The following is a 16,935-nucleotide window of genomic DNA, read 5'->3' on the forward strand; positions in this document are numbered from 1 at the left end:
GGGCCTTTGGGGTCACATATTGCGGCGGTATTCGCCACCCACGTCGTACAACGCGTGGCTGATCTGGCCGAGGCTGTTGTTCTTCACGGCATCCATCAGCTGCTCGAAGACGTTGCGGCGCTCCCGGGCGGTGTTCTGCAGGGTGCGCAGGCTTTCCGGCGCCAGACCGTTTCGGGCGTTGCCGTAGCGCTGCACGTTCTCGATCTGCTGGCCCTTCTCTTCCGGCGTGGAGCGGATGAGCTCGATCTCGGTGGCGATTTCGCCAACGTGGTCCTTGGGCAGGAAGGTGTTGACGCCGATGAGCGGAAGCGAGCCATCGTGCTTCTTGTGCTCGTAGTACATCGACTCTTCCTGGATCTTGCCGCGCTGGTACATGGTATCCATGGCACCCAGCACGCCACCGCGCTCGCTGATCGCCTCGAATTCCTTGTACACGGCTTCTTCGACCAGATCGGTCAGCTCATCGACGATGAAGCTGCCCTGCCACGGGTTCTCGTTGAAGTTGAGGCCCAGCTCACGATTAATGATGAGCTGGATGGCCACGGCACGGCGCACGCTCTCCTCGGTCGGCGTGGTGATCGCCTCGTCGTAGGCATTGGTGTGCAGGCTATTGCAGTTGTCGAACAACGCGTACAGCGCCTGCAGCGTGGTGCGGATGTCGTTGAACTGGATTTCCTGAGCGTGTAGCGAACGGCCCGAGGTCTGGATGTGATACTTCAGCATCTGGCTGCGCGCGCTGGCACCGTAGCGCTCGCGCATGGCTCGGGCCCAGATACGGCGGGCGACACGGCCGATCACGGTGTATTCCGGATCCATGCCGTTGGAGAAGAAGAACGACAGGTTCGGCGCGAAGTCGTCGATCTGCATGCCACGAGCGAGGTAGTACTCGACGATGGTGAAGCCGTTCGACAGGGTGAAGGCCAGCTGGCTGATCGGATTCGCACCCGCTTCGGCGATGTGGTAGCCCGAGATCGAGACCGAGTAGAAATTGCGGACCTTGTGGTCCACGAAGTACTGCTGGATATCGCCCATCATGCGCAGGGCGAACTCCGTGCTGAAGATGCACGTGTTCTGCGCCTGGTCTTCCTTCAGGATATCGGCCTGCACCGTGCCGCGCACGGTAGCGAGCGTGTAGGCCTTGATCCGCGCGTAGGTGGCGTCGTCCACCACTTCCTCGCCCGAGACGCCGAGCAGGCCGAGACCCAGGCCGTCGTTACCGGCCGGCAGGTCACCGTGGTAAAGCGGACGGTTGCCATCCGGGTAAAGCTCGGCGATGCGCGCGTTCACGGCATCCCAGCGCGCGGGCTCTTCGTTAAGGTACTTCTCGATGTTCTGATCGATCGCCGTGTTCATGAACATGGCGAGGATGATCGGCGCCGGACCGTTGATCGTCATCGATACCGAGGTGCTCGGCGCGGACAGGTCGAAGCCGGAGTACAGCTTCTTCATGTCATCGAGCGTGGCGATGGAAACGCCCGAGTTACCGATCTTGCCGTAGATATCCGGGCGCGGCGCCGGGTCTTCGCCGTACAGCGTCACCGAGTCGAATGCCGTGGACAGGCGTGCGGCGGCGCCACCCAGCGAGAGGTAGTGGAAGCGGCGGTTGGTGCGCTCGGGCGTGCCCTCGCCCGCGAACATGCGGGTCGGATCCTCGCCAGCGCGGCGATACGGGAACACCCCGCCGGTGTACGGGTAGTAGCCCGGCAGGTTCTCGCGCATGAGGAACGAGAGCTGTTCGCCCCAATCCTTCGTCTTCGGCGGCGACACCTTCGGGATCTTCTGGTGGCTCAGCGATTCGCGGTAGTTCTCGACGCGGATGACCTTGTCGCGCACGGTGTATTCGTTGTACTCGGCTGTGACCGAGGCGAAGCGCACTGGCCACTCACGCAGGAGGTTGATCGCCTCGCTGCTCAGTTCGCGCACCGCCGTGTTGTAGCGCTGGCGCAGCGTCGCGAGCGAGCGGTCACCGTCGACGGTGAGCTGGGCGTGGTCGTACAGGTCGAACGCGCGCGGCAGCGCGTCATCGCCGATGTCCTTCAGCGATTCGAAATAGTGCTGCGCCTTGGCGGCTGCTTCGGCCTGCTTTGCGATCGAGGCATTGACGCCACGCCCCTGCTCTGCGATTTCGGCGAGGTAGCGCACGCGGCTGCCCGGGATGAGCACCGTGGCTCGCGGCTCGCGCAGGCTGGTGTCGAGCTCCGGCGTCCAGCCCTCGCCCGGCAGCGTGAGCTTCTCGCGCAGCAGGCGGCACAGGTTATCGAACATCCAGGTAACGCCCGGGTCGTTGAACTGACTGGCGATGGTCGGGTACACCGGCACCTTATCGTCGGCCAGGTTGAACGCGGTGCGGTTGCGCTTCCACTGCTTGCGCACGTCGCGCAGCGCGTCTTCCGCACCGCGCTTATCGAACTTGTTCAGCACCACGAGCTCGGCGAAATCGAGCATGTCGATCTTTTCGAGCTGGCTGGCGGCGCCGTATTCGCTGGTCATCACGTAGACCGGGAAATCGACGAGGTCGACGATCTCGGAATCGCTCTGGCCGATACCGGCGGTTTCGACGATGACCAGGTCATACGCCTGGGCCTTCAGGAAATCGATGCAGTCATGCAGCACGATCGACGTCGCGGCGTGCTGGCGGCGCGTGGCCATGGAGCGCATGTACACGCGGTGGCTACGCAGCGAGTTCATGCGGATGCGATCGCCCAGCAGCGCGCCACCGCTACGGCGGCGGGTCGGGTCGACCGCGAGCACCGCGATGCGCATCTGCGGGAACGCGTGCAGGAAGCGCAGCAGCAGTTCATCCACCACTGAGGACTTACCCGCACCGCCGGTACCGGTAAGGCCAAGCACGGGCGTCTTGCCGCCAGCGAGTTTCCACTCTTTGCGCAGACGCTCGAGTTCGGCGGCCGGCAGGGTGTCTTCTTCGATGGCGGAGAGCATGCCACCAATCGAGATTTCGTCTTCGATCGAGGTGGCCGGAGGCACCGCTTCCGCGCGCGCTTTCTGCGCATTACGCGTGCGCGTCATCACGTCTTCGATCATCTCGACGAGACCGAGCTTCATGCCATCGTTCGGGTGATAGATGCGCTCGACGCCGTAGGCCTGCAGCTCGCGGATTTCTTCGGGCGTAATCGTGCCGCCGCCACCACCGAACACGCGCACGTGGCCCGCGCCGCGCTCGCGCAGCATGTCCACCATGTACTTGAAGTACTCCACGTGGCCGCCCTGGTACGACGACAGCGCGATGGCGTCGGCATCTTCCTGCAGGGCCGCGCGCACGACGTCTTCCACCGAGCGGTTATGACCAAGGTGGATCACCTCGGCGCCCTGGCTCTGGATGATCCGGCGCATGATGTTGATCGCGGCGTCGTGGCCGTCGAACAGGCTCGCCGCCGTGACGAAACGCAGCGGCGTCGCCTCCGCGTCGGTGTTGCTGGCGGGGATGTGCTTGGGCTGCGAGCTCATGGAAACTCCGGGGTAGAACCGATGCGGGTGGGGAACTCGCTGATTCTACTGCCGGGGGTTCGCAGGGCTCTGACGCGGTGCAGCGAAACGTGGGGACCCATCCTGGGGGCTACGGCGTTCGCGGAAGAGCCATAGGGCCTGTGGCGTCGTCGCGAAAGATGTCGCCCACAGGGTGGGCTCCTACGGGGGTAGCGCCGGATTTAGGTGAAATCGACGCCGGAGAGGAAGGCCAGGGCGGCGGTTTGCACGGCCTCGTCTTCGACGATGCGGCGGTGGCCGAGGCGGCGGGTCTTGAGCAGCATGGCGCCGGGCCACAGGCTGGCGTAGAGCTCACCCTCTTCCAGCGGCACATCGCGATCGAAGAAATCGTGGACGATCAGCGCCGGTTGCGTGCGTTTCGGTACGTGGTGGCGGATATGCAGCGTATCGATAGGCACGCCCGTGCGTTCGGTAAGCCGCTGGTGCAGTGACGGGCGAAGGTGCTGCGCCAGGCGTACAAAGCGGGCAAAACGCGAGGTGGCGGCCTCCGGGTCGGCGGCAGGCGCGATCAGTACCACCCGCTTTGCGGTCCATCCATCCTCCAGCGACAGGGCCACGGCCGCACCGCCGAGTGAATGGGCGATCACGCCCTCCGCGTCGCCGTAATGCCGGCCAATCGCCGTTACCGTGCGTACAAAGTCCGGCAACGTGCACAGATCGCCGCCGCTATGGCCGTGCGCGGGCTGATCGAAGGCCACGGCCGCCCAGCCTTTCGCAAGAAGCAGCGGCGCCCAGCTTTCCCAGCGCAAACCAAGGCTGGACCAGCCGTGCGCCAGCAGCACGTAGGGTTGTGTCGCGGGATCGCCCCACACATACGTCGCGATCGCCTCGCCGTTCACGTCGACCGTTTCGCGCCTGGCCGTCATGGAGGTGAGGGCCTGGGCGGCGCGTTCCCGGCTGCTCGGCAGCGGTGTCTGGAAAACACGGGCCGCGTGGGCCACCGTGCGGTGCGGCGCGAGCCGGCTGCCGAAACGGTAGGCGAAGCGGATACCTAGCAAGGTCGCAACGGTGCGGACGCCGAAGCGGCGGGCTGGTTTCATCGTCGTGGCGCGGTTCTGGGGGTTTGGCATCAGGTATTTGTAAGGATGGAGCGTGCCAAGGTTCCCTGACGGCAAGCTTTCACGAAGCTGAATATCGCACAGCGAGAGGGTCAACCCGATGACATCCTCTCCGTTTTTCCTCACGAGTCTGCACTCCCGCGGACCTCGAAAGGAGACAGCGTATGCGTAACCTTACCCGCACCCTTGCCGCCGTGGCCGCCCTGGGCATGGCCGTTGGCGCCGCGAGCTATACCCCGCCGGCTGCCGCGCGGGAAGTGGTCATCATCCGCAACGCCCCGCCGCCGCCGCGCTTCGAACGAGTACCGGTGGCGCGCCCCGGTTACGTCTGGGCCCCGGGCTACTGGAACTGGTACGGCGGCCGTTACGTCTGGGTCGGTGGCCGTTGGGCCGCAGCCCGTCCGGGCTACGTTTATCGCGGCCCGGGCTGGCGTCCGTACCGTGGTGGATACCACTACGAACGCGAGGTCTGGGTGCGCGATCCGCACTGGCACCGCTAAATTCTTAACATCTGCGTGCTGCGACGCATCTAGCAACTCCTGAATATCGGTTTAGACTACGCAGCTGACACGACATCTCGCCCCCGCCTCTAAAGGCAGGGGCGATTTTTTTGGAAGGTCATATCCCCAACCGTTGGCTCCGGCCAACGGGACGCCCCAAAGGGGGGCGGGCTGCTAACAATGAACACTGGAGTTTGCGTTCGATGATTTTCGAAACCATCGCCAACACGGGCCACGAAGAAGTCGTCTTCTGCCATAACAAGGACGCGGGCCTCAAGGCCATCATCGCGATCCACAACACCGTGCTTGGTCCGTCGCTGGGCGGCCTGCGCATGTGGCCCTACAAGTCCGAGCAGGACGCCGTGAACGATGTGCTGCGCCTGTCGCGCGGTATGACGTACAAGAACGCGGTGGCCGGCCTGAACCTCGGTGGCGGCAAGGCCGTGATCATCGGCGATCCCTCCAAGGACAAGTCCGAAGCGCTGTTCCGCGCCTTCGGCCGCTTCGTCAACTCGCTCAACGGCCGTTACATCACGGCGGAAGACGTGGGTATCGACGTGAACGACATGGAATATGTCTACCGCGAAACCGAATACGTCACCGGCGTGCACCAGGTGCACGGTGGTTCGGGCGATCCCTCGCCGTTCACCGCGTTCGGCACGCTGCAGGGCCTGATGGCCGCGCTGCAGGCCAAGCACGGCAACGAAGACGTGGGCAAGTACAGCTACGCCGTCCAGGGCTGCGGCCACGTGGGTAGCGAGTTCATCAAGCTGCTCCGCGAGCAGGGCGCCAAGGTGTTCGTCACCGACATCAACAAGGATGCCGTGCAGCGCTGCGTCGACGAGCTGGGCTGCGAAGCGGTCGGCCTCGATGAAATCTACGACGTCGACGCCGACGTCTACAGCCCGTGCGCCCTGGGTGGCACGGTCAACGAGCAGACGATCGACCGCATCAAGGCGAAGATCATCTGCGGTGCCGCGAACAACCAGCTGGCCACCGACGCGATCGGTGACGAACTGGCCCGCCGTGGCGTGCTGTACGCGCCGGATTACGCCGTGAACGCTGGCGGCGTCATGAACGTCTCGCTCGAGATCGACGGCTACAACCGCGAGCGTGCGATGCGCATGATGCGTACGATCTACTACAACGTCGGTCGCATCTTCGAAATCTCCGGCCGCGACAACATCCCGACCTACAAGGCCGCGGACCGCATGGCCGAAGAGCGCATCAGCGCCATCGGCAAGATCCGCCTGCCGCACATGGGCAACGGTGCACCCCGTTTCCAGGGCCGCATGCGCGGCCAGTAAGGCGTCCCGGCAGGGTCGACCCGAGAGCCACCGGATTCGTCCGGTGGCTTTTTTCTTGGCCAGGCCAGGGGCCTGAGTGACGGCACCGGCGCCTATCGCGTGCAAACGCGCTCCTACAAATGGCCGTGTGAGGCCGTTTCCGGCAAATGTGAACGGCCCGGGCCAATCAACTTCGTAAGAATCTCCCGATGCCGTTTGCCTTGGGTCATGATCTGTTACACTTCGCCACGCCCGGCCTCGCGTAAGGCTTTGCCTTTACGAAGCTTTTGGGTGTAGGGGGAACCTCCGCCACCCGGGCGGAATCACCAATTCAAGATCACGACCTTCGTCGCCCCGGCGGCGCTGCCCAGCTCTTGTCCCGTGTGGATAGCCAGGCGCGCTCCAAGGGGTTGAAATGGACTTACCGAGCATATGAGCGCGATCCCCGCCGAAACCTTCACCCAAGATGACATCCTGGCTCGCCTGCGGTCCGTCCTGCATGAGACGTTCGAGATCGACCCGGCGAAGGTAACCCCGGAGGCTAACCTCTTCTCCGACCTGGAGCTGGACAGCATCGATGCGATCGATCTGGCCATCCAGGTGCAGGACATGACCGGCACCCGCATCAAGCCCGAAGACTTCAAGAGCGTGCGTACCGTGGGCGATGTCGTCGCCACCGTGCAGCAGCTCGTCGCGCGCTGAGGCGTCATGCTGGGCCCCGCCGGACCGCGCGCCAACGCGGAACGTAGGTTCGCGCCCTGCGCGGTCATACCCATCTACAACCACGGCCGCACCATCGCGGCCACGGCCAACGCCCTGGCGGCGCACGGCCTGCCCGTGCTGGTCGTGGACGATGGCTCGAATGAAGAAACCCAACGCATCCTGGACGAGCTCGTCGCCGGGCGCGATGACCTGCGCCTGATCCGCCAGCCACGTAACGGCGGCAAGGGCGTGGCCCTGTCGACCGGGTTCCAGGCCGCCTACGAGGCCGGCTACACCCACGTCCTGCAGATCGATGCCGATGGCCAGCACGATACGGCCGACGTGCCGCGTTTCCTCGCCGAGGCCCAGGCCGCCCCGGATGCGATGATCTGCGGCTGCCCCGTGTACGACGCTTCGATCCCGAAGGCACGCTACTACGGGCGCTATCTCACCCATGCGTGCGTCTGGCTGGAAACACTCTCCTTCGACATCAAGGACTCGATGCTGGGCTACCGCCTGTATCCGCTGGCCGCGACGTGCGAGGAGATGGCCCGCAAGCCCTTCCCGCCCCGCATGGATTTCGATACCGAGATCGCGGTGCGCCTGTTCTGGCGCGGCGTGCCGGTACGCAATGTAGCCACCCGGGTGATCTACCCGGAGAATGGCCTCTCCCATTTCCGCCTGTGGCGCGATAACGCACGCATCACGGCCATGCATACCCGCCTGCTCCTGGGCATGCTGCCGCGCGCGCCGCGCCTGCTCCTGCACAAGCTCACACGGAAAAACGCCTGATGCGTCGTCTTATCGCCCTGTTCGCCCTGCTCTGTGCCGCTACCGCCGCCCACGCCCAGGCGGTACCGCCGCTGGTCGACGACATCCTGGCCCACCTCGGCAAGCACCAGCAGGTCCGCGCCGAGTTCACCCAGAGCCGCGCGAACCCCGACCTGGCCGAGCCGCAGGTGAGCAAGGGCGACCTGCTGTTCGTCGTGGGCAAGGGCATGATCTGGCGCACGCGCGAGCCGTTCGAGGACACCCTGGTGCTTACCTCGGGCGATGCCCGCCGCCTGAATGCCCAGGGCAAGCTGGAGCGCGTGCGCGACGGCAACCGCGGCGTCAGCCAGGTCTCCGGCATGCTGCAGGGCATGCTGGCTGGCAAGGCGGATGAAGCCGCGCGCCAGTTCACGATCACCGCCGAAGGCACGCTGGACGACTGGACCCTGCATTTCGTGCCGAAGCAGGCGCGCGTAGCTCGCGTGCTGGCCGGCATCACCCTGAAGGGCGATGCCTTCCTCGAAGGTATCGAGGTGAACCTCGCCAGCGGCGAGAAGACCACGATCACCTTCGCGAACACCCGCGATGCCGGTGAGCTGAGCGCACAGGAAGCCCAGGTCCTCGGCGTCAAATGAAGCCGTCACGGACCACTTTCCGCGCGGTGGTATTCGCCGCGGTGTCGCTGCTGGTGTGCGCACTGGGGGCGTGGTTGCTGTTCGGCCGGGCCACCTCGCCCCTGCAGACCGACCTTCTGGCGATGCTGCCAGCCACCGAGCGCAATGCGCTGGCGGAAAACGCCGTGGAACGCCTGTCGCGTGCCAGTGGCGACCGCATGATCCTGCTGGTGGCGAACAAGGATGACGATGCAGCGAAGGATGCCGCGCGCGAGCTAGGTGCCGAGCTGGGCAAGGACAAGGTCTTCGCCCACGTGCTGGCCGAGCTGCCGCCGTTCGACATGGAGCAACTGGTCAACCCGTTCCTGCCGTACCGCTTCCACCTGCTGACCGGCGATGACCGCGCCGCACTGGCCACGGCAGGCTTCAATCCCGTCGATACGCTGAAGCGCCGGCTGAACGAGCCGTTCGGCGCCACGATCGGCCCCCGGCTGGGGGACGATCCGTTCGGCTGGTTGTCACACTGGCTCGAACAACAGCCGTGGAACCGCTCCACCCTCGTGCCGGAAGATGATCTGCTCACGGCGCATCGCGACGATGCCAGCTACGTGCTGGTGGTCGCCACGCTGGATGGTTCTTCGTATGACGATGGCGTGCAGCGCCGTGCGCTGGCCGCGCTGGACCATGCCGAGCACGATATCGTCGCGAAGCACCCGGGGACGCGCCTGCTCCGTACCGGCGCGATTTTCTATGCAGCCTCGGCGCGTGCCGGTGCCGAACGCGATACGCATGTGGTCGGTATCACCTCCACCATCGGCATCGCGATTCTGCTGCTGTTCGTGTTCCGATCCATGCGGCCGCTGGCCATCGCGTTCCTCTCCACGGCGCTGGGCGTCGTGGGTGCCGTGGTCGCCACCATCCTCGTCTTCGGTCAGCTCCACCTCCTGACCCTGGTGTTCGGCGCCGCGCTGCTCGGCGAGGCCGTCGACTATTCCATCCAGTATTTGTGTGCCCGCGCGAACATGGGCCCCGTGTGGGAGCCGTCGCGTGGTGTGCGCCAGGTGCGCCCTGCCCTGTTGCTCGCCCTCGCCACGTCGTTGCTTGGCTATGCGCTGCTCGCCATGGTGCCGTTCCCGGCGCTGCGCCAGATGGCCGTGTTCGCCATCGCCGGCATGGCGGTGGCCTGCGCCAGCGTGTTCTGGCTGCTGCCCGCCCTGCTCCGCAAGCCCGCCAACACGCCGCTGGCCACGCCGTTCGTGCGCGTGGCCCTGGCCTGGCAGCGCGCGGCTTCGGGTCGCCGAGCCTTCATCGCCATCGGCGTGCTCACGCTGGCGGCCATTCCAGGCTGGCTCAAGCTGGGCCACGATGACGATATCCACCTGCTGATCTCGCCCCCTGCCTGGCTCGAAGCGCAGACCAACGAGATCCGCGACGTCGCCGGCTTCGGCGGTGGCAGCCAGTTCTGGCTCGTGGAAGGCGATTCCACCGAAGCCGTGCTCGAACATGAAGAAGCACTGGCCGACCGCCTGCGCAACGAAGGCATCGCCTTCACCGGCGTGAGCGGCATGTTGCCTTCTCAGAAGCGCCAATCCGAAAACCTGGCAGCCATCTGCAGGAGCGTGCTTGCACGCGATGGGGCTTGCGATAACGCCGATCGCGCGCAAGCGCGCTCCTACATGACTGGCGCTGGATTTAAGGCTGAGGCGGCCGAGGCGTATTTCGCCGCGTTCCCGGGCAAGGCGTTTACGCTTGAGGACTGGAAGCGCATTCCCGCCTACATGCCGTTCCAGTACCTGTGGATGGACAAGGGCAGCATCGTGGTGCCGCAGGGTGATGTCGACGTGGCGCGGATGCGCGCCATGGCCGATGGCCTGCCGGGTGTTTCGGTGATCGACAAGCCGGCAAGCATCTCGACGCTGTTCGGCGAGTACCGCGGCTTCGCCAGCCTGTGGCTAGGCGCCGCCATGATCCTGGTCGCCGCCGCGTTCGCCTGGCGCTACGGGCGCCGTGGCGCGCTGCGCGTGCTGCTGCCGCCGCTGGCCGGCATCGTCTTCAGTGTCGCTGCGCTGGGCTACCTGGGCCAGCCACTCACGCTGTTCCACCTCATGGCCCTGATGCTCGTGCTGGGCGTGGGCGCAAACTATGCCGTCTTTCTACGCGAAGGCGAGCCGCACTCGGCACATACGCCTGGCGCCGCCTACGCGGGCGTGCTGCTTTCGGCGGTGACCGCCCTGCTCTCCTTCGGCCTGCTCGCGCTGAGCACGATGCCTGCCCTGCAACATTTCGGGCTCACCCTGTTGCTCGGGATCGGCTTCACCGCCCTCCTGGCACCGGTGAGCGCCCCCGCACCCGTGAAGAACCCCGCATGAACACCACCGCAAACGCTACGGGAGGTCGCGCGATGAAACGCGTTGTCGTTACCGGTATCGGCGGCATTACGCCCCTGGGCCACGACTGGGCCACGATCGAGCCGCGCCTGCGCGCCTTCCGCAACGTCGTCCGCCGCATGGGCGAATGGGATTACTTCGATGCGCTTAACGGCCGCCTCGGGGTTCCCGTCGATGACTTCACGCCGCCGGCGCACTGGTCGCGCAAGCAGATGCGCTCGATGGGCCGCGTGGCCTTGCTCGCCACTGCCGCCAGCGAGCGCGCCCTCGCCGATGCGGGGCTGCTCAATGACGAGAGCATCCAGGATGGCCGCATGGGCGTGGCCTACGGCTCCTCGGGCGGCAGCATCGAACCCGCGCGCACCGTGGGCCGCATGCTGGAAACCGGCTCGATGCAGGGCGTCACGGCCACCAGCTATATCCAGATGATGGCGCATACCACGGCGGTGAACGTGGGTGTGTTTTTCGGCTTGAAAGGGCGGGTGATCACCACCTCGAGCGCGTGTACCTCGGGCAGCCAGGCCATCGGCTACGGCTACGAGGCGATCCAGCAGGGCAAGCAGAAGCTCATGTTGTGCGGCGGTGCCGAAGAGCTCTCGGGCCCCGGCGCGGCGGTGTTCGATACGCTGTTTGCCACCAGCACCCGCAACGACACACCAGAGGTCACGCCGCGCCCGTTCGATGCGAAGCGTGATGGCCTGGTCGTCGGCGAAGGTGCGGTGACGCTCGTGCTCGAAGAGTACGAGCACGCCGTGGCCCGCGGCGCGCGCATTTACGCGGAAATCGTCGGCTTCGGGACGAATTCGGATGGCGCGCACATCACCCAGCCCACGCGCGAGACCATGGCGGCGGCGATGCGCATGGCGCTCGCCGACGCGGATCTGGAATCTTCGGCCATTGGCTACGTGAGCGCGCATGGCACCGCCACCGATCGCGGCGACGTGGCCGAAAGCCACGCCACGCACGATGTCCTCGGCGGCGGCGTGCCGATCAGCTCGATGAAGAGCTATGTAGGTCACACGCTGGGTGCGTGCGGTGCGCTGGAATCGTGGTGGATCATCGAAATGATGCGTGGCGGCTGGTTCGCGCCGACGATCAATCTTGAGACGCCCGATCCGGAATGCGCCGCGCTGGATTACGTCACGGGCGAAGGCCGCGAGATCCAGACGCGCTATGTGATGAACAACAACTTCGCGTTCGGCGGCATCAACACCTCGCTGATCTTCAAGGCGCACGACTGATGCGTCGCGTCGTCGTCACCGGCATGGGCGCGGTGTCCTGTCTTGGGGCGGGACGCGAGGCTTTCTTCAGCGGCCTTCGCGAGGGCCGTACCGGCTTTCGCGATATGCCGGATTACGCCGAGCTCGGCATGCGTTGCCGCACGGCAGCGCCCGTGGATCTGGGCACGCTGGAGCCCCCGCCGCGTAAGCTGCGCCGGTACTTCCCGCCATCAGCGGAGTTTGCCTGGCACGCCACGCGCGAAGCCCTGGCCGAGGCGGGCCTCGATGAAGCGCGCGTGCGCGAGCGTGACGTCGGCCTGGTGATGGGCGGCTCCTCCGCCCTCTCGGAATACGAAGCCGGCCTGAATGTGTACCGCGCCAAGGGCTATGCACGCCTGTCGCCGTTCATCGTCCCGCGCAGCATGGGCAGCGCGCTCGCAGCGAGCCTGATCAACGCGTTTGGCTTCGGCGGCCGCGGCTTCACCATCGGTTCGGCCTGCACCAGCGCCACCCACGCGATCGGCCAGGCGATGGAGCTGATCCAGCTCGGCCGCCAGGACATCGTGGTGTGCGGCGGCGCGGAGGAACTGCACGACAAGGCCTCCATGTGCTTCGACGTGATGAACGCGCTCACGACCACGAGCACCGTGGGCGAGCGCGTTTCCACGCCTTATGCCGCGGATCGCGACGGCATCGTGCTGGGCGGCGGCGCCGGCGTGCTGGTGCTCGAATCCCTCGACCACGCGCTGGCGCGTGGCGCGACGATCCTGGCCGAAATGGCTGGCTACGGCGCGGCGTCTGACCCCGAGGCCATGATCAGCCCGCGCAGCGAAGGCATGGCCGAGGCCATGCACCAGGCCATCGACCTGGCCGGCGTGATGCCGGATTACGTGAACACCCATGCCTGCGCCACGATCGACGGCGATGCCGCGGAATGGCAGGCGCTGCGCAAGGTTTTCGGCGACCGCGGCCACGCGGTGCCGTGGATGTCGTCGATCAAGGGCCTGGTGGGCCACGCCACGGCCGCCGCGGGGGCGCTGGATGCCATTGCCTGTATCGGCATGATCGAACACGGCGTGCTCCTTGCGGGCGCCCCGCCGCACAAGGTCGATCCCACCTTCGACGACGCCCCCCTGCTGGATGGCGAACGCAATGCGATGGTGGACGCCGTCCTTTCGAACAGCTTCGGTTTCGGCGGAAGCTGCGCAGCGCTGGTGATCCGGCGCTACCATGAGCCCGACCTCGCCCAGGCCTGACCCCCATGGAACTTGCAGCCGACACGACGAAACGCCGCGCCGACGCCTGGGCTTGCCGGTTCATATTCACCGCCCTTTCCTTCGCTTTTTTCGGTCTGGGCGGGCTGTTCCTGCGTATCGTGATCCTGCCGATCGTGATGCACTGGCCTGCCCCCATCGAAGTGCGCCGCCGCCGGGCGCGCCGCACGGTCGGCAAGGCGTTCTGGCTGCACTCGCAGTTCATGGCGCGCACCGGCGTGCTCACCTACCAGTTTGAAGGCCTTGAGCGGCTGGGCCGGCCCGGCCAGATGATCGTGGCCAACCACCCCTCGCTCATCGACGTGGTGTTCATCATCGGCCACGTGCCGAACGCGAATTGCGTGGTGAAACACAGCCTCTGGAAGAACCCGTTCATGCGCGGTCCGGTGACCGTGGCCGAATACATCAGCAACGACGGCAGTGCCGACATGCTGGACCGTGCCGCCGATGTGCTGCGCGACGGGCAGACACTGATCGTGTTCCCCGAAGGCACTCGCACCACCCCCGGCCACGCCCCCGTGTTCCATCGCGGTGCGTCGGCCATCGCCATACGCGGAGCGAAGGTGATCACGCCGGTCTTCATCACCGTCAAACCGACCACGCTGACCAAGGCCGAGCCCTGGTACCGGATCCCCGATCGCCGCGTGCACATGCACCTGCGCGTCGGTGAGGACATCGACGTGGCGAGCTACAGCCTTGATACGCCGGCACCCATCGCTTCGCGCCGCCTCAACGAACACCTGCACCAGCTTTATGCGCGGGAGCTCCACGCATGATGCCGCAAAGCCATGCTTCGGGCCCGCGCAAGCTGGCCAACCTCCTGCTCGTCGTGGTGGGCGTGCTGTACCCGTTCATCGTGTACTTCGGCGGCGACCACGTTTCGCCCCCGCTGTTCGGCTTGATCCTGGGCGCCCTTTGGCTGGTACGTGCACCGGCGTTGCTGCACCAGCCCGGCGGCAAGTGGATGCTGGGCGCCACGCTCGCCTACTGCGGCGTGCTCGCGTTTGGTGGGCACGACGAACTGCTGCGCTGGTACCCAAGCCTCATCTGCGCCCTGTTGTTTGCGGGCTTTGTGCACAGCCTCATTTACGGGCCGCCGATCATCGAACGCATCGCGCGCACGATGGAGCCCGATCTTCCGGCGGCGGCCATTCCCTACACACGCAAGGTCACCTGGGTGTGGGCTGCGTTTTTTGCCGTGAACGGTACCTGCTCGGCCCTGCTGGCCCTGTGGGGGCCGCTGTCGTGGTGGACCTTCTACAACGGCGTGCTCGCCTATGCGGCCCTCGCCACGCTGTTTGCGGTGGAGTGGCTTTGCCGCCAGCGCATGCGGCGGCGCCTTCGCACCTCGCCCATGGGCACGGCGGCCAGTGGCCTGGCTTCACACCCGTGGGTATCTGCCGCAGCCGGTGGTGACGCTGGCCACGGTTCGCCGGGCATGGTTGTCGCGCTGACCGCCTCGGGCCGTATCGCCCTTGCACGCCACGGCCGCGCTGGCCTCATCGGCGAGCTGGGCCAGCACGCCGCGGGCGACGATGCGCTTGCCACGCCGATGGTCTGGCGCTTCGTGGAGAAGCTCCCGGAGGCCGCGCGGATCGATCTTCTGTTGCAGGCCCCCCTGCCGCGCATCGCGACGGTGGAGGCCGAACGGATGGAAGGTGACACCCACGTGCTGTCGCTAACCCTCCCCCTGGACCTGGCCTGCTTCGTCGATCATTTTCCGACCGCGCCGGTACTGCCAGGTGTCTTGCAGATTGCATGGGCGCTGGAATTCGCATCGTCGCGTTTCGGCACGCCGACCACCTGCCGCGGCATGGACCAGCTCAAGTTCCAGCGCCTGCTGCGCCCCGGTGACCGCATGACGCTTTCGCTGCGCCACGACACCGCGCGCGGCCGCCTGCATTTCACCTACCGCATCGGCGATGCGGTCTGTTCCTCTGCGCACCTTCGCGTGGATGCCGTTCCGGGAGCCATTGATGCGCGGTAAGGGTGTGCTCGCCGCCGAGATCGATGTCGTCGTGCCGTTCTTCGACGTGGATTCGCTCGAGATCGTGTGGCACGGGCATTACGTCAAATACCTTGAAGTGGCCCGCTGTGCGCTGCTCGACGACCTCGGCCACAACTACGTGCGGATGAAGGAAACCGGCTTCGCGTGGCCCATCATCGACCTGCAGTTGCGCTATGCGCGTGCCGCACGCTTCGGCCAGGCGCTTCGCGTTCGCGCCGAACTGGTCGAATGGGAGAACCGGCTGAAGGTTCACTACACGATTAGCGATACAGCGACCGGCGAGCGGCTCACGCGCGCCAGCACCATCCAGGTCGCCGTGCGCCTGTCCGACGGGGAAATGCAGCTCGTTTCGCCGGGTTGCTTCATCGCCGACGTGGAAAAGCGGTTAGCGCGAGGGAATACGCTATGACATCGTGGAGCATCGAACAGCTGTTGCCCCATGCCGGTCGCATGGTTTGGCTGGATCGCGTCGTGGAATGGGATGCCGACCGCGTGCTGTGTGAACGCACCGTGCGCCATGGCGATCTCGAAGTCACGGCCGACGGCCTGCCTTCCTGGGCTGGCATCGAACTGATGGCACAGGCCATCGCCGCATGGAATGGGTGCCAGGTCCTGTCAGCGGGTGGTGAGGTACGGCCGGGTTTCCTGCTCGGCACGCGGGCCTACCGCGCCGATGGCGACGCCTTCCCTGTCGGGAGCGTGCTGCGCATCGAAGCCGTACGCACGTTCCATGATGAAGACGGCATGGCCTCGTTCGCGTGCCGCATCACGAGCGCCGACGCGCAGGCCGAAGCCCGCCTGACCGTGTTCAGCCCGGTCGATCCGACGCCCTTCCTCGATCCGCGCAATACCCATCTCGACCCCACCGGAAACGCTTCATGACCGACACCATCCTCGTTACTGGCTCCAGCCGCGGCATTGGCCGCGCTATCGCGCTTTCCCTCGCGGATGCCGGCTACGACCTCGTGGTGCATTGCCGTTCCCGCCGCGATGAGGCCGAGGCCGTGCAGGCCGAGATCATGGCCCGCGGCCGCAGCGCGCGCGTGCTGCAGTTCGATGTGGCCGACCGTGCCGCGACGGCCGAGGCGCTCGAGGCGGACGTGGCCGCGCACGGCGCGTACTACGGTGTGGTCTGCAATGCGGGCCTGACCCGCGATGGCGCCTTCCCCGGCCTGACGTCCGAGGATTGGGATCAGGTGCTACGGACCAACCTCGATGGCTTTTACAACGTGCTTCACCCGCTGGTGATGCCGATGATCCGTCGGCGTGCCGCTGGTCGCATCGTTTGCATCACGTCGGTATCGGGGATCATTGGTAACCGTGGCCAGGTGAATTACAGCGCCTCGAAGGCTGGCGTCATTGGCGCCGCCAAGGCGCTTGCCGTCGAGCTGGCCAAACGCAAGATCACCGTGAACTGCGTGGCGCCGGGCCTGATCGATACCGACATGCTCGATCCCGAAGTACCCGTGGAGCAGATCCTGAAGGTCATTCCGATGGAACGCAGCGGGACGCCTGAAGAAGTCGCCGCGGCCGTGCGTTTCCTCGTGAGCCCGGAAGCGGGCTACATCACCCGCCAGGTGCTCGCCGTCAACGGCGGCCTCTGCTGACAAC

At 65.9% G+C, this 16,935-nt stretch carries 15 protein-coding genes; 13 read left to right on the top strand and 2 right to left on the bottom strand.

Translation table 11 applies throughout. The features are described 5' to 3' along the window. Window positions 1-12: 12 nt before the first annotated feature. Window positions 13-3,465: a methylmalonyl-CoA mutase family protein gene (locus L2Y96_RS15660; protein ID WP_247328035.1), complete on the bottom strand. Its 3,453-nt coding sequence runs from the start codon at window positions 3,463-3,465 to the stop codon at window positions 13-15. A gap of 200 nt (window positions 3,466-3,665) precedes the next feature. Then, entirely contained in the window at window positions 3,666-4,574 is a 909-nt protein-coding gene (locus tag L2Y96_RS15665) for an alpha/beta hydrolase (RefSeq protein ID WP_247328036.1), read from the bottom strand. 152 nt (window positions 4,575-4,726) lie between these two features. Between L2Y96_RS15665 and L2Y96_RS15670 the strand changes: the two genes are divergently transcribed. From L2Y96_RS15670 to fabG, 13 genes are all read left to right on the top strand, one after another. Beyond that, window positions 4,727-5,062 (top strand): YXWGXW repeat-containing protein, encoded by a 336-nt coding sequence (locus L2Y96_RS15670; RefSeq protein ID WP_247328038.1) that lies wholly within the window; start codon window positions 4,727-4,729, stop codon window positions 5,060-5,062. A 203-nt stretch (window positions 5,063-5,265) separates the two neighbouring features. Then, window positions 5,266-6,369 (top strand): Glu/Leu/Phe/Val dehydrogenase dimerization domain-containing protein, encoded by a 1,104-nt coding sequence (locus L2Y96_RS15675; protein WP_247328040.1) that lies wholly within the window; start codon window positions 5,266-5,268, stop codon window positions 6,367-6,369. 411 nt (window positions 6,370-6,780) lie between these two features. After that, window positions 6,781-7,050: an acyl carrier protein gene (locus tag L2Y96_RS15680; protein ID WP_247328042.1), complete on the top strand. Its 270-nt coding sequence runs from the start codon at window positions 6,781-6,783 to the stop codon at window positions 7,048-7,050. 6 nt (window positions 7,051-7,056) lie between these two features. Beyond that, entirely contained in the window at window positions 7,057-7,842 is a 786-nt protein-coding gene (locus L2Y96_RS15685) for a glycosyltransferase family 2 protein (RefSeq protein WP_247328044.1), read from the top strand. After that, entirely contained in the window at window positions 7,842-8,456 is a 615-nt protein-coding gene (locus L2Y96_RS15690; protein WP_247328046.1) for a LolA family protein, read from the top strand. The genes L2Y96_RS15685 and L2Y96_RS15690 overlap by 1 nt, the downstream gene beginning before the upstream one ends. After that, on the top strand, window positions 8,453-10,804 hold the full coding sequence (locus L2Y96_RS15695; RefSeq protein WP_247328048.1) for an MMPL family transporter: 2,352 nt from the start codon (window positions 8,453-8,455) through the stop codon (window positions 10,802-10,804). Before L2Y96_RS15690 ends, L2Y96_RS15695 begins: the two co-directional genes overlap by 4 nt. A gap of 32 nt (window positions 10,805-10,836) precedes the next feature. Beyond that, window positions 10,837-12,063, top strand: coding sequence for a beta-ketoacyl-ACP synthase (locus tag L2Y96_RS15700; RefSeq protein WP_247337073.1), 1,227 nt, complete (start codon window positions 10,837-10,839; stop codon window positions 12,061-12,063). Beyond that, a complete protein-coding gene (locus L2Y96_RS15705; protein ID WP_247328050.1) occupies window positions 12,063-13,298 on the top strand; it encodes a beta-ketoacyl-[acyl-carrier-protein] synthase family protein in 1,236 nt (411 codons plus the stop codon). The genes L2Y96_RS15700 and L2Y96_RS15705 overlap by 1 nt, the downstream gene beginning before the upstream one ends. Before the next feature lie 5 nt (window positions 13,299-13,303). Continuing rightward, window positions 13,304-14,092: a lysophospholipid acyltransferase family protein gene (locus L2Y96_RS15710; protein WP_247328053.1), complete on the top strand. Its 789-nt coding sequence runs from the start codon at window positions 13,304-13,306 to the stop codon at window positions 14,090-14,092. Beyond that, window positions 14,089-15,303: an ApeI family dehydratase gene (locus L2Y96_RS15715; RefSeq protein WP_247328056.1), complete on the top strand. Its 1,215-nt coding sequence runs from the start codon at window positions 14,089-14,091 to the stop codon at window positions 15,301-15,303. Before L2Y96_RS15710 ends, L2Y96_RS15715 begins: the two co-directional genes overlap by 4 nt. Next, entirely contained in the window at window positions 15,293-15,733 is a 441-nt protein-coding gene (locus tag L2Y96_RS15720; protein ID WP_247328059.1) for an acyl-CoA thioesterase, read from the top strand. Before L2Y96_RS15715 ends, L2Y96_RS15720 begins: the two co-directional genes overlap by 11 nt. Then, on the top strand, window positions 15,730-16,206 hold the full coding sequence (locus L2Y96_RS15725) for a hotdog family protein (RefSeq protein WP_247328061.1): 477 nt from the start codon (window positions 15,730-15,732) through the stop codon (window positions 16,204-16,206). The genes L2Y96_RS15720 and L2Y96_RS15725 overlap by 4 nt, the downstream gene beginning before the upstream one ends. Continuing rightward, window positions 16,203-16,931, top strand: coding sequence for a 3-oxoacyl-ACP reductase FabG (gene fabG / locus L2Y96_RS15730; RefSeq protein ID WP_247328063.1), 729 nt, complete (start codon window positions 16,203-16,205; stop codon window positions 16,929-16,931). The genes L2Y96_RS15725 and fabG overlap by 4 nt, the downstream gene beginning before the upstream one ends. Window positions 16,932-16,935 lie beyond the last annotated feature (4 nt).

Source organism: Luteibacter aegosomaticola (assembly GCF_023078475.1).
Taxonomy (GTDB): Bacteria; Pseudomonadota; Gammaproteobacteria; order Xanthomonadales; family Rhodanobacteraceae; genus Luteibacter; species Luteibacter aegosomaticola.

Coding starts and splice junctions, on each gene's coding strand:
- L2Y96_RS15670 (WP_247328038.1), top strand. CDS start 4,727: ATGCGTAACCTTACCCGCACCCTTGCCGCCGTGGCCGCCCTGGGCATG.
- fabG (WP_247328063.1), top strand. CDS start 16,203: ATGACCGACACCATCCTCGTTACTGGCTCCAGCCGCGGCATTGGCCGC.
- L2Y96_RS15685 (WP_247328044.1), top strand. CDS start 7,057: ATGCTGGGCCCCGCCGGACCGCGCGCCAACGCGGAACGTAGGTTCGCG.
- L2Y96_RS15660 (WP_247328035.1), bottom strand. CDS start 3,465: ATGAGCTCGCAGCCCAAGCACATCCCCGCCAGCAACACCGACGCGGAG.
- L2Y96_RS15715 (WP_247328056.1), top strand. CDS start 14,089: ATGATGCCGCAAAGCCATGCTTCGGGCCCGCGCAAGCTGGCCAACCTC.
- L2Y96_RS15665 (WP_247328036.1), bottom strand. CDS start 4,574: ATGCCAAACCCCCAGAACCGCGCCACGACGATGAAACCAGCCCGCCGC.
- L2Y96_RS15680 (WP_247328042.1), top strand. CDS start 6,781: ATGAGCGCGATCCCCGCCGAAACCTTCACCCAAGATGACATCCTGGCT.
- L2Y96_RS15695 (WP_247328048.1), top strand. CDS start 8,453: ATGAAGCCGTCACGGACCACTTTCCGCGCGGTGGTATTCGCCGCGGTG.
- L2Y96_RS15675 (WP_247328040.1), top strand. CDS start 5,266: ATGATTTTCGAAACCATCGCCAACACGGGCCACGAAGAAGTCGTCTTC.
- L2Y96_RS15725 (WP_247328061.1), top strand. CDS start 15,730: ATGACATCGTGGAGCATCGAACAGCTGTTGCCCCATGCCGGTCGCATG.
- L2Y96_RS15720 (WP_247328059.1), top strand. CDS start 15,293: ATGCGCGGTAAGGGTGTGCTCGCCGCCGAGATCGATGTCGTCGTGCCG.
- L2Y96_RS15700 (WP_247337073.1), top strand. CDS start 10,837: ATGAAACGCGTTGTCGTTACCGGTATCGGCGGCATTACGCCCCTGGGC.
- L2Y96_RS15690 (WP_247328046.1), top strand. CDS start 7,842: ATGCGTCGTCTTATCGCCCTGTTCGCCCTGCTCTGTGCCGCTACCGCC.
- L2Y96_RS15705 (WP_247328050.1), top strand. CDS start 12,063: ATGCGTCGCGTCGTCGTCACCGGCATGGGCGCGGTGTCCTGTCTTGGG.
- L2Y96_RS15710 (WP_247328053.1), top strand. CDS start 13,304: ATGGAACTTGCAGCCGACACGACGAAACGCCGCGCCGACGCCTGGGCT.